General features: G+C 42.3%; 16 protein-coding genes. 6 read left to right on the forward strand and 10 right to left on the reverse strand.

Annotation, left to right across the window (positions count from 1 at the left end):
- The first annotated feature begins 1 nt into the window (after nt 1).
- Nucleotides 2-316 carry a DUF4286 family protein gene (locus tag ATH1_RS0108465; RefSeq protein ID WP_010420177.1) on the forward strand — a complete coding sequence of 105 codons (315 nt, stop codon included), beginning with the start codon at nt 2-4 and terminating at the stop codon, nt 314-316.
- A gap of 7 nt (nt 317-323) precedes the next feature.
- A complete protein-coding gene (gene ruvC / locus ATH1_RS0108470) occupies nt 324-884 on the forward strand; it encodes a crossover junction endodeoxyribonuclease RuvC (protein ID WP_010420178.1) in 561 nt (186 codons plus the stop codon).
- Between the two features lie 229 nt (nt 885-1113).
- Here ruvC and ATH1_RS0108480 read toward each other — a convergent pair whose 3' ends face one another.
- The 3 genes from ATH1_RS0108480 to ATH1_RS0108490 form a co-directional block, all read right to left on the reverse strand.
- On the reverse strand, nt 1114-1506 hold the full coding sequence (locus tag ATH1_RS0108480) for an HIT family protein (RefSeq protein WP_010420179.1): 393 nt from the start codon (nt 1504-1506) through the stop codon (nt 1114-1116).
- A 58-nt stretch (nt 1507-1564) separates the two neighbouring features.
- On the reverse strand, nt 1565-2038 hold the full coding sequence (gene greA, locus ATH1_RS0108485) for a transcription elongation factor GreA (protein WP_010420181.1): 474 nt from the start codon (nt 2036-2038) through the stop codon (nt 1565-1567).
- Nucleotides 2039-2193: 155 nt separating this feature from the next.
- The gene (locus ATH1_RS0108490) at nt 2194-2655 is read right to left on the reverse strand and encodes a hypothetical protein (protein WP_029164037.1); all 462 of its coding nucleotides are present in this window, start codon (nt 2653-2655) and stop codon (nt 2194-2196) included.
- 119 nt (nt 2656-2774) lie between these two features.
- On the opposite strand from ATH1_RS0108490, the gene ATH1_RS0108495 reads away from it, so the two are divergent.
- Complete coding sequence (locus ATH1_RS0108495; protein ID WP_010420187.1) at nt 2775-3215, forward strand: Rieske (2Fe-2S) protein; 441 nt, start codon at nt 2775-2777, stop codon at nt 3213-3215.
- Between the two features lie 13 nt (nt 3216-3228).
- On the opposite strand, the gene ahcY is transcribed toward ATH1_RS0108495, so the two are convergent.
- Both ahcY and ATH1_RS0108505 read right to left on the reverse strand, forming a co-directional pair.
- Nucleotides 3229-4629 carry an adenosylhomocysteinase gene (gene ahcY / locus ATH1_RS0108500; protein WP_010420190.1) on the reverse strand — a complete coding sequence of 467 codons (1401 nt, stop codon included), beginning with the start codon at nt 4627-4629 and terminating at the stop codon, nt 3229-3231.
- A gap of 170 nt (nt 4630-4799) precedes the next feature.
- On the reverse strand, nt 4800-5744 hold the full coding sequence (locus tag ATH1_RS0108505) for a bifunctional riboflavin kinase/FAD synthetase (RefSeq protein WP_010420193.1): 945 nt from the start codon (nt 5742-5744) through the stop codon (nt 4800-4802).
- Between the two features lie 121 nt (nt 5745-5865).
- Between ATH1_RS0108505 and ATH1_RS0108510 the strand changes: the two genes are divergently transcribed.
- Both ATH1_RS0108510 and ATH1_RS0108515 read left to right on the forward strand, forming a co-directional pair.
- The gene (locus tag ATH1_RS0108510) at nt 5866-6987 is read left to right on the forward strand and encodes an SPOR domain-containing protein (RefSeq protein ID WP_010420197.1); all 1122 of its coding nucleotides are present in this window, start codon (nt 5866-5868) and stop codon (nt 6985-6987) included.
- A 70-nt stretch (nt 6988-7057) separates the two neighbouring features.
- On the forward strand, nt 7058-8176 hold the full coding sequence (locus ATH1_RS0108515) for a glycosyltransferase (RefSeq protein WP_010420199.1): 1119 nt from the start codon (nt 7058-7060) through the stop codon (nt 8174-8176).
- A gap of 50 nt (nt 8177-8226) precedes the next feature.
- On the opposite strand, the gene ATH1_RS0108520 is transcribed toward ATH1_RS0108515, so the two are convergent.
- The 4 genes from ATH1_RS0108520 to ATH1_RS0108535 are packed head-to-tail and all read right to left on the reverse strand — an operon-like array spanning nt 8227 to nt 11196.
- Entirely contained in the window at nt 8227-9048 is an 822-nt protein-coding gene (locus tag ATH1_RS0108520) for a metal ABC transporter permease (RefSeq protein ID WP_010420201.1), read from the reverse strand.
- A gap of 5 nt (nt 9049-9053) precedes the next feature.
- Complete coding sequence (locus ATH1_RS0108525) at nt 9054-9797, reverse strand: metal ABC transporter ATP-binding protein (RefSeq protein ID WP_010420205.1); 744 nt, start codon at nt 9795-9797, stop codon at nt 9054-9056.
- Complete coding sequence (locus ATH1_RS0108530; protein WP_010420208.1) at nt 9794-10684, reverse strand: metal ABC transporter solute-binding protein, Zn/Mn family; 891 nt, start codon at nt 10682-10684, stop codon at nt 9794-9796. The genes ATH1_RS0108525 and ATH1_RS0108530 overlap by 4 nt, the downstream gene beginning before the upstream one ends.
- A 20-nt stretch (nt 10685-10704) precedes the next feature.
- Nucleotides 10705-11196, reverse strand: a complete 492-nt coding sequence (locus tag ATH1_RS0108535; protein WP_044115099.1) for a Fur family transcriptional regulator — start codon at nt 11194-11196, stop codon at nt 10705-10707.
- Nucleotides 11197-11774: 578 nt separating this feature from the next.
- Between ATH1_RS0108535 and ATH1_RS0108545 the strand changes: the two genes are divergently transcribed.
- Complete coding sequence (locus ATH1_RS0108545) at nt 11775-12185, forward strand: response regulator (RefSeq protein WP_010420215.1); 411 nt, start codon at nt 11775-11777, stop codon at nt 12183-12185.
- 35 nt (nt 12186-12220) lie between these two features.
- Here ATH1_RS0108545 and ATH1_RS0108550 read toward each other — a convergent pair whose 3' ends face one another.
- Nucleotides 12221-13387 (reverse strand): TlpA disulfide reductase family protein, encoded by a 1167-nt coding sequence (locus ATH1_RS0108550; RefSeq protein ID WP_010420217.1) that lies wholly within the window; start codon nt 13385-13387, stop codon nt 12221-12223.
- Nucleotides 13388-13849: the final 462 nt, after the last annotated feature.

Genomic DNA, 13849 nt, shown 5'->3' on the forward strand with positions numbered 1-13849 from the left:
TATGAAGAGCCAGGAATATATTTTTAATGCCTCGTTTTATACAACTCCGAAGTATCGGGCCGAATGGGAAGTATGGCTCCAAGATGAGTTGTTTCCTTTTGTGAAGCAATTGGTACCCACAATTGAGGAGGAGGTGTTTGAAGTGTTTTCGGATGCAAACCAGGGAATGCAGGTGCTTTCAGTGCAGTTTCGATGTTCTACCGGAGAAGAACTCGAACTTATCCGGCAGAAGACCAATCCTGTTTTTGAATCTTTCAGGCGTAAGTTTGGCGAGCGGGTAACAAATTTCAATTCGATTCTTTCTAAAATCCAATAAACAATAAATGCAAAAAGCCGTAGCAGAAAAAATCATTCTTGGTATTGACCCCGGAACCACTGTGATGGGCTATGGCTTGATTGAGGTCAGGGGTAATACGCCACGACTGATTACCATGGGCGTGCTGGAGTTATCGAAGTACAAAGACCATTATCTGAAGCTCCGAAAAATTTTTGAGCGCGTCATCAGTCTTATTGACTCCTATCATCCTGATGAACTTGCCATTGAAGCTCCGTTTTACGGGAAAAACGTTCAGTCGATGCTTAAACTGGGCAGGGCACAAGGAGTAGCCATGGCTGCTGCTCTTTCGAGGTCGTTGCCAATATTTGAGTATGCCCCTTTGCGCATAAAACAGGCCATAACCGGTCGGGGCAATGCATCCAAAGAGCAGGTGGCACTGTTTCTTCAACAGTATCTGGATATGGGTGAAATACCCAAACACCTGGATGCGACTGACGGACTGGCCGCAGCAGTTTGTCATTGTTTTCAGAAGCAAAACCTGATGAGTAGTGGAGGCGTTAAAAGCTGGAAAGAATTTATTCGAAACAATCCCGGGAGGGTAAAATAAACCAGGTAAACCACCACACAGGTGAGATGGCTTGATGGCAAAGAAAAAGGGTACCTGTTCCGCAAAATGAGTAAAAAAATCAGCTTCCATGTTTTCTTTCCTGAGTCCATTTGACCAATAACTTCCAGCCCCATGCTTTTTCTGCCTTTCAAAATTTTGCCGGCAAAAAAAAGCCGTCCCCGGAGCTTTTGCCCCGGGGACGGCTTTTAGATGCAATAAATGCCCGTACTTAAATGCTTTGTCTTATTTTATCGGCGATAGCCTGCATCTCTTCTTTTGACAGTTGCAGCTTGGGCTTCGAAAAGCTGATGTCACTTTCGGCATTGATGGGTACCAGGTGGATATGTGCATGGGGAACTTCCAGTCCCAAAACTGCTACACCAATTCGTTTACAGGGAACGGCTTTTTCAATAGCTCTGGCTACTTTTTTCGAAAAGACCATCATTCCTGCCAGCAAGTCATCCTCGAGATCGAACAGGTAATCAGTTTCCTGTTTCGGGATAACGAGAGTATGACCTTTGGCCAGCGGGTTGATGTCAAGAAAAGCGTAATAGTGCTCATCTTCTGCAATCTTGTAACTGGGAATTTCTCCCTTCACGATTTTAGAAAAAATAGTTGCCATAGCTCAGTCTCTATTATTCAAAACAAATATAATATCTGTCGTAATTATGCATCTAAAATTACAAAGAAATATCAATGATCTCAAAGGGCACAACTCCGGATGGAACTCTAATCTCCACTTTGTCTCCTACTTTTTTCCCGATTAGTCCTTTTGCGATGGGTGTTGACACGGAAATTTTTCCCGCTTTCAGGTCTGCCTCAGAGTCAGATACCAATGTATAGGTCATCACTGAATTGTTCTTGAGATTTTTTATTTTGACCTTGTTCATCATTTGAACTTTGGAGGTATCGATTTTTGATTCATCGATCACCCTGCTGTTTGCGATGATTTCTTTAAGTTTTGCAATACGCATTTCCAGGAGTCCCTGAGCTTCTTTGGCTGCATCGTATTCTGCATTTTCCGAAAGGTCTCCCTTGTCGCGGGCTTCTGCAATTTGTTTCGAGATTTTCGGTCGCTCAACCGATTCTAACTGGGCCAGTTCTTCCCGCAACTTTTTTAATCCCGACTGGGTGATGTAACTGGTATTAGACATTTTTTGTTCCTCCTATTTATTTGACTTGTTTCAGGTTTTATGGGTATATAAAAAGAAAAGAATCCCGGGACACATTGCATGTCCGGGACTCTTTGCTGCAAATTTAGCAAATGTTCTTTGAATAAAAAAAGAAGAGTCCGGACAAACTGAAGTTCCTAATAATCGGGTCTTTTGAGTATTTCTGAGTAGATGACCGCCTTTCTCAAATCAAACCACTCCAGCGGGTGTTGCAGTGTGGCTTCATCGATGGCAGGCTGGTCTTGTTCCGATTTCAGGACAGTTTGTCTGCCGGGTGTTTTATTTTTTCGTTGACGCCGGGCATCTCCGGGCGATGTATTGGAAGTAAAAACGTAATCTTCTTTTACAAAGGGTGCATCCTTCAATGTTTCCCTGGTCTCAGCTTTTGGTTTTGAAGGAGGAACCGTTTCACGGCTTTGGCTTTCCGGTTCTTCATCTTCAAATATTTCTTTGAAAGGGGGAAAGACTTCATCCATTGGATTTTTTACTTCCCGTTCGGGCATATCACTGCCTGCGGGCCTCTTTTTTTTGAGGGCCGAGAAGATAAAAATCGCCAACATTAAGACGATGTATATTATTTCTCCAAAGATGTCGTCCATTTATGAGCTACCGTTTAATTTAAAGTCCTAAATTAGCCCCAACTTTTGATAAAACCAAATATTGGATCAAATTTTGATTTCGTTCGGAAGATTAAAATGACGTTGTAAACAGGTTATTTATGCAAAAGTTTTTCACTTTTTTTGTTTTTGCAATGCTTCTCTTAATGAATTCAGGGTGTGGAGAAAAAGATGATTTTCCCCAAAGGCAATTTACAGGGTATTTTGATCTTACTAATCCACGCTATTCAAAAACTGTTTTTACCGCCAGAAGGGATATGGACGGTTCCTATGTTGGTATCAATGGCATTGTTGTTTATAATATGGGGGGCACTTATTATGCTTTTGATCTTATGTGCCCGTACGAAAAAAAACCGACATGTAGTGTTAATGTTGACGTTGAAGAAGATACGGAATTTGCGGTATGCGAATGCTGTCACTCAAAATTTCTGATTGCCTCCCCTCAGGGCGATGTGGTTGACGGCCCGGCTGGCAGGGGATTACAGCGCTACAATACCAGTGTAACTACAGACGGATATCTGGTGGTAACTTCTTCGTATTAACGGCCTGCTGTCATTAATACCTGTAATGATCAGGTTTGAAGGGGCCTTCCGGTTTTACCCCGATGTATGCAGCTTGCGCGGGCGTCAGTTTGGTGAGCTTAACGCCAAGTTTTCCAAGATGGAGTCTTGCCACTTCTTCGTCGAGGTGCTTTGGTAAAGTATATACCCCTGTTTCGTGATCGTTTTTCCACAATTCCAGCTGAGCAAGTGTTTGGTTTGAGAAAGAGTTACTCATTACAAAACTGGGATGTCCTGTTGCATTTCCCAGGTTTACCAGCCTGCCACGCGATAAAAGGATGATACTATGCCCGTCGCTGAATGTAAACTGATCGACTTGTGGTTTTATATTGGTTTCTTTGATTCCCGGTAGTGCAGTCAGTTTTTCTACCTGTATTTCGTTGTCGAAATGCCCGATGTTACAAACAATTGCCATATCTTTCATCTGGCCCATGTGTTCAACGGTTATTACATCACGGTTTCCGGTGGCTGTTACAAAGATGTCGGCTTCTTTAACGGCATCTTCCACTGTGGTCACTTCATAACCTTCCATTGCAGCCTGCAAGGCACATATCGGGTCAATTTCAGTTACCAGAACCCTGGCGCCAAACCCTCTCATGCTTTGAGCACATCCTTTACCGACATCGCCATATCCGCAGACAACTACGGTTTTACCGGCAACCATTATATCGGTGGCGCGCTTTATCCCGTCGGCCAGGCTCTCGCGGCAACCGTACAAGTTGTCAAATTTCGATTTTGTAACCGAATCGTTGACATTAATGGCCGGGAAAAGCAATTCGTTTCGTTCCATCATCTGGTAAAGTCTGTGAACGCCTGTGGTAGTTTCTTCACTCACCCCTTTCATTCCTTTGGCAACATTTTGCCACCTTTGAGGGTTTTCCTTATAGGTAATTTTCAGGCGTGCCATCAACTCGCGGAAATCTTCTCCTTCTTCACTGTAATCTTCGTCAAGAAGTGAAGGGTTTTTCTCAATTTCGACACCTTTATGAACCATCAATGTTGCATCGCCTCCGTCGTCTACAATCATGTCGGGCCCTTTGCCGTCTCCAAAGTCAAGGGCTTTTTCGGTACACCACCAGTAATCTTCCAAAGTCTCTCCTTTCCAGGCAAAAACGGATACTCCCGTCTTGGCAATTGCAGCAGCTGCATGGTCCTGAGTGGAATAAATGTTACAACTAGCCCAGCGAACCTCGGCACCCAGAGCGGTCAAAGTTTCAATTAAAACCGCAGTTTGTACAGTCATGTGCAACGACCCCATGATCTTTGCACCACGCAGCGGGGCTTCTTCTGCATATTTTTGGCGTAATGCCATCAATCCGGGCATTTCTTTTTCAGCGTTTTCTATCTCTTTCCGGCCAAATTCTGCCAGCGATATGTCTTTTACTTTGTAATCCATAAAGTTTTGTTGGTAATGGTTTAATTTTTCCGGCATTTCCCCGAATCATCCGGTGCCGGCAGTGAAAAGTTGTTGCAAATCTTGTTATACTCTTTTCAAGAGTGCAAAGGTACTAAATAGTTGTGAAATATGCTAAGTATGAATGGTACGCCGGGCCGGTATAAATGATACTATAAGATGCTGCTGTTCTTCAGAATCATCCTTACATCCGCCTCATCTTTTTTCAGTTTTTCTTTCAATGCTTCAAGGTTGGGGAATTTTATCTCCGGACGGGTACGTTTAATGAATTCAACTGTTATTTCTTCGGCGTAGGCTTCACGGGAAAAATCAAAAATATGAACTTCAAGCGATTTGGGACCGGAGTCACCATCAACAGTGGGCCTTCCACCAATATTTATCATTCCGCCGAAGTATTGGCCAAGCAAATGTACCCGACAGGCATATACGCCATCATGCGGGATAAGTTTCAGCGGGTCTTCCATTTTTATGTTGGCGGTAGGATACCCGATTTCCCGTCCCAGTCTGCGGCCTCCGACTATGCGCCCCTTCAGACTGTAGAATCGGCCAAGTAGTTTTGATGCCTCCCATACATCCCCGTCGGCAATCAGTTTTCTGATTGTTGTTGAGCTTGGTTTTACGCCTCCCACAAGGGTTGGGCCAAAAAAGTCGATGCCGAAATGATATCTTTCGGATAGCTCCTTTAGTTGTGCTTTGGTAATCCCTCCATGTCCAAAACGATGATTGTATCCTGCTACAAGATGTTTCATCCCGATCTTTCCCAGAAGATATTGTTTGATAAATTCTTCGGCCGGGAGCCGCGAAAGTTCTTTAGTGAAAGGGAGTATGATAATATGATCGACGCCGGCATCGCTCAAAAGGAAGGTTTTTTCTTCAAGGGTAGTTAGCAGCCTAAGATTACCGGGGTCTTGTTCAAGTATTATCCTGGGGTGTGGCCAGAAAGTCAAAACGACGGATTCGCCCTCTGATTCACGTGCTTTTTTTACCAAAAGAGAGAGCAGGGCTTCGTGCCCTTTATGAACGCCATCAAACATTCCCATTGTTACAACAGGGTTGATGCCCCGGAACCCGTCTGTATTTGATTTTATTTTTACCATTTCAGGAAAAGATTGTTCTCACGCTGCAAAGGTATAAATGTTTTTCCGGGAGTTTTGTTTTTGTATAAAACTCTTTATATTTATGTTCTGAAAATGATTGTTTTAAAAGCATTTGCCTGATATGGAACAGTATTTACTTGATTTGATAAAGAACAATAACCGCGTGATTGTGCCCAACTTCGGGGCTTTTATAGTATCACGCGATGCCGGTACCACCGTGTTGTTTAACAATTTCCTTAGTTTTAATGACGGGTTGTTGATCAACCACGTGAGTAAACAGGAAGGTATTGATACCGATGAAGCAACACAGCGTGTTTCTGATTTTGTGGATAAAATAAAGCAGGAACTCGACGAGCAGGGAGCGTACACTATTGAAAAACTTGGTCGTTTTACCAAAGATCAGAACGGGGTTTTACGCTTCACGCAGGATTCTGGTGTTGCCGATCTGATCCCGGACGAGAAGCCACAAACGCCGGAGGCAGAAGAAGATTCCGGACTACTCGATATCGACAATGAAGCCCCTTCGGGAGAAGCAACCCCGGATGATGAAAAAAATGAGGAGGCTCCGGGGCAGAAAAAGAAGACGGCTGCAAGGGAGGACAAAAAGTGGCTTAACCTGGAAGATAAGAAGAAAGAAACCGAAACAAAATCTGAAAAAAGTGCTGCCGGTGGCAAGGGCACTTCTTTCGGGAAAGAAAAAATTACCACATCGGGTGGCGCGACAACCACAACTCATGATAAAACAGTGATTGAAGATCGAAGAGGATGGCCATGGTGGCTTATTTTGTTGATTATTTTGATTCCCGTCGCCTTGGTGCTTGTTTATTTTCTTTTCATTAAAGACCGGACAGCGGAAGAGGAAACACAAGTTCCCGTTGAAACCGAAGTGGTTGATACCATTGCAAAAAAACCCGGGATTGACAGCGCTGCAATAAAAAAACAACAGGAAGAATTTCTCAAAAAGGAACAAGCCGCTAAAGAAGCAGAGGCCGAAAAGAAAGAGAAGGTTAAAAGCGGCCCCCGTCACCACATTATTGTGGGTAGCTTCAAGAATGAAAACAATGCCGATGCCCTCGTAAAGAAATTGAAAGAGAAAGGCTATCAGGATGCATTTGTGTTTAAACGAAACAATCTGTTTATGGTGAGTGCTGCTTCTTATGAATCTTTGATTGATGCGCGTCAGGCACAGGAAATGTTTGTTCAGAAGGAAAAAATGGAGAACTGGATTTTGACGCGAAGGTAAAACGGATTGTGAAATTTCTGTATTATTTTGACGGGCGGTTTTATATGTAACTGCCCGTTTTTATTGAGTTATGGAGTATTTGTTGATCGTATCATTGGTGTTGTTGCCTGCTTATTCCTGGCTTCTGTTGATGTTTGGTCATGGCTGGCACCGGTTAAAGGAGATAAACACGCAGCACAGATTATCGGGCAATGTTTTTATATCGGTGATAGTACCGTACCGTGATGAAGCCGGAAATCTGGAATCGTTGATCCACGAACTTTCCCGTCAGCGGTTTTCTCATCATCACCTCGAAGTCATCATGGTAGATGATGGCTCTAAGGACAGGGGTCCGGAAAAGCTAAAAAGAATTCAGGAAAAATATTCATGGCTCAGATTGCTTTCTTCAGATGGTTCCGGGAAGAAAGATGCGCTTCGCTATGGGATATCACGAGCAACAGGTGAGTTGATTGTCACAACAGATGCCGATTGCAGATTTGGAAAAGACTGGTTGCAAACCATTGCAGAGGCTTACGTGAGTAGCAATCCGGATATGATTGTGATGCCGGTAGAGATGGTTGGCGGAAACAGTGTTCTGGAAAATTTTCAGCAGATCGATTATCTGGCCATGCAAATGGTGACGGCCGGGGCAATTGGTGAAGGCCGTCCGGTTATTTGCAGCGGGGCGAATCTGGCTTTTAAGAAGAAATCTTTTCTTGAAGCATCCCGATATACTGAAGGCCGGGATTACCTTTCGGGCGATGATGTTTTTCTGCTTCATGCTTTTAAAAGACTTGGATTTAAGGTTGTTTATCTTAAATCGGCACAAGCCATGGTCAGAACTGTTCCTGTAAAGTCGGTTAAAGATTTTTTGTTACAAAGAATGAGGTGGGGGGGGAAAAGCATACGATATAAAGATCGCTTTACTTTGATTACTGTGTTAATCATTTTCCTGACCAATTTTGTTGTTGCATTTCTTCTTTGCGCGAGTTTCCGGAATGTTGGGGTATTATTAATATGGGCGGCTGCTTTTTTGATAAAGATGTTGTCCGACTGGTATTTGTTATCTTCGGGAAAAAGTTTTTTTTCTGTTACATTATCCTTGCTTCATTTTTTGATTTATTCTCTTTTATACCCGTTTTACATTGTGGTGGCCGCAATAGGTTCTTTGGTCACAAAAGAACGGTGGAAACAAAGAAAAGGCAAGTAGTGACTGTCTTCAATCTGCACGTTTCAGTGGGGGTTATCGAGACAATATCATCATTTTTTTTGGCTGACAAGCAGCTTTATTCCTTTAATAAGTAAGAACTGTAGTGTTAATACAAAAATGATGGCTGCTCCTCCCGGTATGTTCAACCACGAAGCGACCAGCAGGCCGATTAATGATCCGGTAACGCCGAAAATTGCCGAGCCGAATATAATGGGTTTAAAATTTCCTGAGAACAAAAAGGCGGTGTTTTGAGGTATGGTGAACAGGCTTAATACCAGTATAATACCCATTGTTCTGATGCTTAAAACAATGGCCAGTGCTATGAGTATGGCCATAATATTTCTGACTAAAGCAACCGGGACTCCCCTTGTTTTTGAAAACTCCGGATCGAAAGCGGTATAAACAATCGGACGGAAAAACAATATAAAGAATCCTGTTGTCATGATGAGAACAGCACTCAGGATCCAAAGGTCGGCAGTGCCTACCGACAGGATGCTTCCAAACAAAAAACTCATGAGATTCGGTGTATATCCCGGGGTGAGGAAAACGAAGATAATGCCCAGGGCCATTCCGAGCGACCATAATATGGCAATGGCACTGTCTTCTCTTACTTTTCCTTTTGTTGCAATCCATTCTATACCCAGTGCTGTGGAAATCGCAAAAACGACTGCACCAAGGAAAGGATTAACACCAAAATAATAGGCCATTCCTATTCCTCCAAATGAGGCATGCGTAATTCCTCCGCTGATAAAAACAATTTTCCGGCTCACAATGTAGGTGCCTGTCATGGCAGCCAGCAAACTTGTAAGTATTGCAGCCAGAAGCGCATTCTGGAAAAATTGGTATTCGAAGAGGGACAATAAGTTTTCCATAGTGATTAATGCTTTTTTAAAACGCGGTGTGGTATTTGTCCGTGAGTGATTAAGTCGATAGGACAATTATAAACCTGAAGCATCTCTGCTGTCAGCACATTCGACGGGTGATAATGCAGTATTCCGTTCACACAGGCAATGGTTTTAACGATAGATGAAATGGTTCCAATGTCGTGTGAAATAAGGAAAATGGCCATGGATTCATTCAGCTTTTCTAACAGCTGATACAATTCGCCTTCAAAATTACGGTCCACAAAAGTGTCAGGTTCGTCGAGCACAAGGAGTTGAGGATCGTTGATGATGGCTCTGGCAAGCAGGGCTCTCTGCAACTGGCCTCCCGAGAGTTCGCCAATAGGCCTGTCTTCCAGTCCGTCGAGTCCCATTTGGGCAATGAGCCTGTCCGCCTTTTCCCGGAGTTTTCCCGAAACCGGCTTCCACCAACTCTGCCCCGATAAGCTTCCTGATAGTACAACTTCTCTTATGGTGATTGGAAAAGCATGGTCAATTTGTGAGACTTGGGGCAGATAGCCAATATTTAAACGGCCGGAGGGGAAAAGTACCTGGCCACGAATTGGTTTAAGTATTCCGAGCAAAACTTTTGAAAGAGTGGTTTTGCCTCCTCCATTGGGGCCTATGACACCGATAAAGTCGTAGGGGTAAATGTCAAGATTGACATCTGTCAAAACGGGGTTGCCGTTGTATCCTGCCGATACATTTTTTATTGAAACCAGAGGTAATTTTGAATTCATGGTTGTGTCAGATGTTTTTCCAGAAGTTGTTTTATACCATATAAATTTTCAGTCCAGTCGTAGGCCAGAGGATTGATGACGACCAGCTCCGCTCCTGTTGCATCTTTTACCATTTGAGCGTTGCGCTGGTCAAATTCGGCCTGTATGAAGATAAGCCTGATATTTTCCCTGTTCGCTAAATCTATCAGATTCTTCAGTTGGCGGGGAGAGGGTTCCTTCCCTTCATGCTCAATGGAGATTTGTTCGAGACCGTAATCCCTGGCAAGGTATGACAAGGCCGGATGGAAAATCATGAATTTTTTTTGAGACAACGTTTGAGTTAAGGCTGTAAATTCATTATGGAGGCGGGTTACCTCCTTGTAAAGTTCAGAATAATTTTTTTCAATCATCTCTTTATGTTCGGGAAAAGCGTTGATGAGACCGTCTTTTAGTTCAGGTAAAAATGCCTTTACCGTTTTTGGAGACATCCAGATATGAGGTTCTACTCCTCCTTTATGAACATGGTCTCCGTAAACTTCATCCTTTGCGCTTATTAATTCTATTTCATCCGAGAGCGTCAGTATTTTTAAGTCTTGATTGATATCTTTTATGCGTGGCATCCAGGATAGTTCAAAGCCTAAATGACCTATGCTGATATAGAGTTTCGAATCCGACAGTTTCATCAATTGTTGTGTCGTGGGAGAATAAGTGGCCGGACTTGCTCCCATCGGTACCATAACCATAACATCTACCTGTTCGGATGTAAGCCGATCCGCGAAATACTTCAGAGGTTCAATGGAAACTGTAATTCCTGATTCTTCTTTTTGTCGCTGGAGGCAGCCCTGTAGTGAAATAAGAGCCGGGAAAATCAGGATAAAGAGTATTCTTTTTAATACTTTTTTCACCATAATGTGGAGAGCTGTGTTTATTAACGGTATTGTTGTCTTTTTTTCTGGTTCTGTTCTTTCGATTCCGGTTTCTTACCGGATGATTTGGTTTTTTCAGGATTTTTCTTGCATTTGTTGCAGATGCCTTCTACAATCAGTCGTGCAGAATAAAATTCAAATCCTTTGGGCAATTGGTCACGGTCAATATCAAGTTGGGGCATACAAATTAATTTGTGACACCGGATGCAATAGAAATGTGCGTGATCGTTGCGTTTAAAGTTGCCGGCCAGTTTATATTTCCTGGTGTTGTCGTCAATTACAATTTTATGAAGTATTCCTTTTTCAGTGAATAACCTGAGGGTACGGTAAAGAGTTACCCTGTCCGTTTGATCCGGCAGTTTCTCTTCCAGTTCTTTTTGTGTAAGAGCGACCCCGTCACCCCGGAAATGTTTAATTATCTCTTTTCTGATTGCCGTTCCGGAGAGACCATAGGCCCTGAGTAATTTTGTTATATTTTGTGTCTCTGCAACCATGTTGCAAAAATAATATTTCGATCTGAATTTTGCAACATGGTTGCAAAATTGTTTTCTTTCATCCGTATATAATTTATTTAGGTCGGATGGAACTCGCATGCAAGAACTTATACATATTCTTATTGTGGCAATCTTTGCCATGCTCGTTTCATCACTATCTTTATACGGGCAAACTGTTGTGTTGCAAGGGTTGGTAAAAAAGCTAAAACGCAAAGACGTATGTTGTGTTTATAATTCATACTACTGGCTACTGACTAAAAACTACTGACTAAATTACTTAAATCTAATAATCTAATAATCTAATAATCTATTTAAACAAACTTTGCCATGCTCGTTTTATTTTGACAAAAAAATGCTTTTTATACCGTACTCATTGATTATTTTCGCGGAGCTTCATAATGTGGTTCACCAGGCCGTAAAGGATTTTATCGAAGAAAACAGAGTAGAGTCAATGGTGCAATTTGCCATGTGGAAACATTTTACTTTGTGTCACGTAAACAAGATAGACCGTTGGATTTTGCACGCTGCTGCATAAGTTTAGCGGACTGTTGTAAATATACAAAGAGTTATAAAACAGTATGGCCAGAATTTTAGTATGTGAAGATGACAGATTAATTGCCGCAATTATCGGCAAAGTGCTTGGCGATGATAGTCATCAGGTGAAGGTCGTCAGAGACGGGAGCATGGCCATTGCTGAACTCAGGAAAGAAAGCTTCGATCTGGTGATTACCGACATGATTATGCCGGGTAATTCAGGTCTTGATGTGATCAGATTCATTCGCAGGCAACTGCGTTCGGGTTGTCCGGTGCTAATTATGTCCGGTCTTTCGGAAAAAGAACATGTTAGAGAAGCCAAAAAGCTGGGCGCCAGTGATTTTTTGTCTAAACCGCTGCAGGTCGAGAAGTTGAAGCGAAAAGTTTCACAGCTTGTCCTTACATCTGGCCTTAATGGGGATAATGACCACGGACACAAACGGCTTATTATTTGATTCTGAAGTGCATATTAACCTCAAGCGAAACGATGCTATAATACTTCCTCAAGTTTTTCTTCAAGCATACTTCCGAAAAGATTTTTTCCGATAATATCTCCGTCTCTGCTGATGAGATAGTTTGCCGGGAGTTGACGTACGTTGTAAAGCCGTGCCGGGTATGAATCGGTATACCTCAAATCACTGACATTGATCCAGGGAAGCTCATCTTTTACGACGGCATTTTCCCACAACACTTTACTTCTGTCGAGCGACACCTGATATATTTCAAAACCCTGGTCGTGATATTTTTCATAAACTTTTTTCAGATGGTCGTTAGCACGGCGTGATGTTTCATCCCATGATGCCCAAAATGAAAGAAGCACCACTTTTCCTCTGAGCGAAGAGAGAGCTATTTCTTCGCCATGTATGTTTTTTTCACTGATTTCGGGGATGGTTTCCTCTGCTTTGGCTTCGATCTCTTTGAGAAGTTGTTCCTGTTTTTCCTGTGCTTTGGCGCTAAGTACATAATTATAGAGTTGTTTCACACGCGGCGATTCCGGATAAAGGAGATTAAGGCTTGTGGCAATGGTCGCAAAGTATACCTGTTCTTTTTTGTCCATAACGTTAAGAACCAGCGTATTGTCGCTGAGGCGCTGGAAAAGGGCATAGTAACTGGCGAACGAACGTGGATTATCCATTATAAAGGTTGCGATAAAATTCTTGTGTTCATCCATGGCATTTTTGAGTTGACGGCCTATTTCTGATTTCCTGTAAGAGTTCTCTTCTTCCGGGAGTGATTCATAAACTGTCATCAGGCTGTCGACGGTTCCCCTGAGAGTTTTGAGCCTTTGATTGAGTATTTGTATTTTTCTGGAACCTAAAGACCCTTCTACGCTATAGGTATCTTCAAGATTTTTGCCGTTTGCCGTTATGGTTACATGTTCGGTAGTATCTACCAAAAGAGTTATGAAATTAGCCGGGGAAAGCCGAAGCTTGAAAAATGTGGGGATATTTAAACGTTCTCCCGTGAACGAAAATTTTCCGTTTTTGTTAAGTGCCACGCTGTCAACCGGCAGGTTTCTGTCAAGCTGCATTTTTTCAAGAACAAGGGTTTTTCCTTCTGCGTTGGAAATAGTGCCTTTAATTTGATATTTGTTCTTATTACAGCCTGAAAAAAATATAACGAGAAGTACGGAGAAAATGAAAAAAAATTGTCTCATTGGTTTTTCTTTGAAAAAAATTACAGTTAACGGTTATGCGGCAAATTCAATTTTTGTGCCTTTATAACGAAATTCAAAGATAAAACTTATTTTTTATCCGTATAAAATTTAATTATTAAGGCCGGATGGAACCCGCATGTAAGAACTTATACATATTATGACTGTGGAAAAACTTTGCCATGCTCGTTTCATCCGTATATAATTTATTTATTAAGGTCGGATGGAACCCGCATGCAAGGCTTTATACATATTCTTGTCGTGGTATGCCTTGTCAGGCCCGTTTTAGTCTTACATCTTACCATCTACCATCTAAAAATATAATAATGAGTGCAGTATAAAAAGCCTTCAAACTGCTGATTTTTACCATTTTTACCCCTGACCCCCTAAAGGGGAACTGCTAAAAATCAGCAGTTTGAAAAAGTCCCCTTTAGGAGATTTAGGGGTTAAAAGGCTTTTTAGACT

Source organism: Anaerophaga thermohalophila DSM 12881, assembly GCF_000191885.1.
Taxonomy (GTDB): domain Bacteria; phylum Bacteroidota; class Bacteroidia; order Bacteroidales; family Marinilabiliaceae; genus Anaerophaga; species Anaerophaga thermohalophila.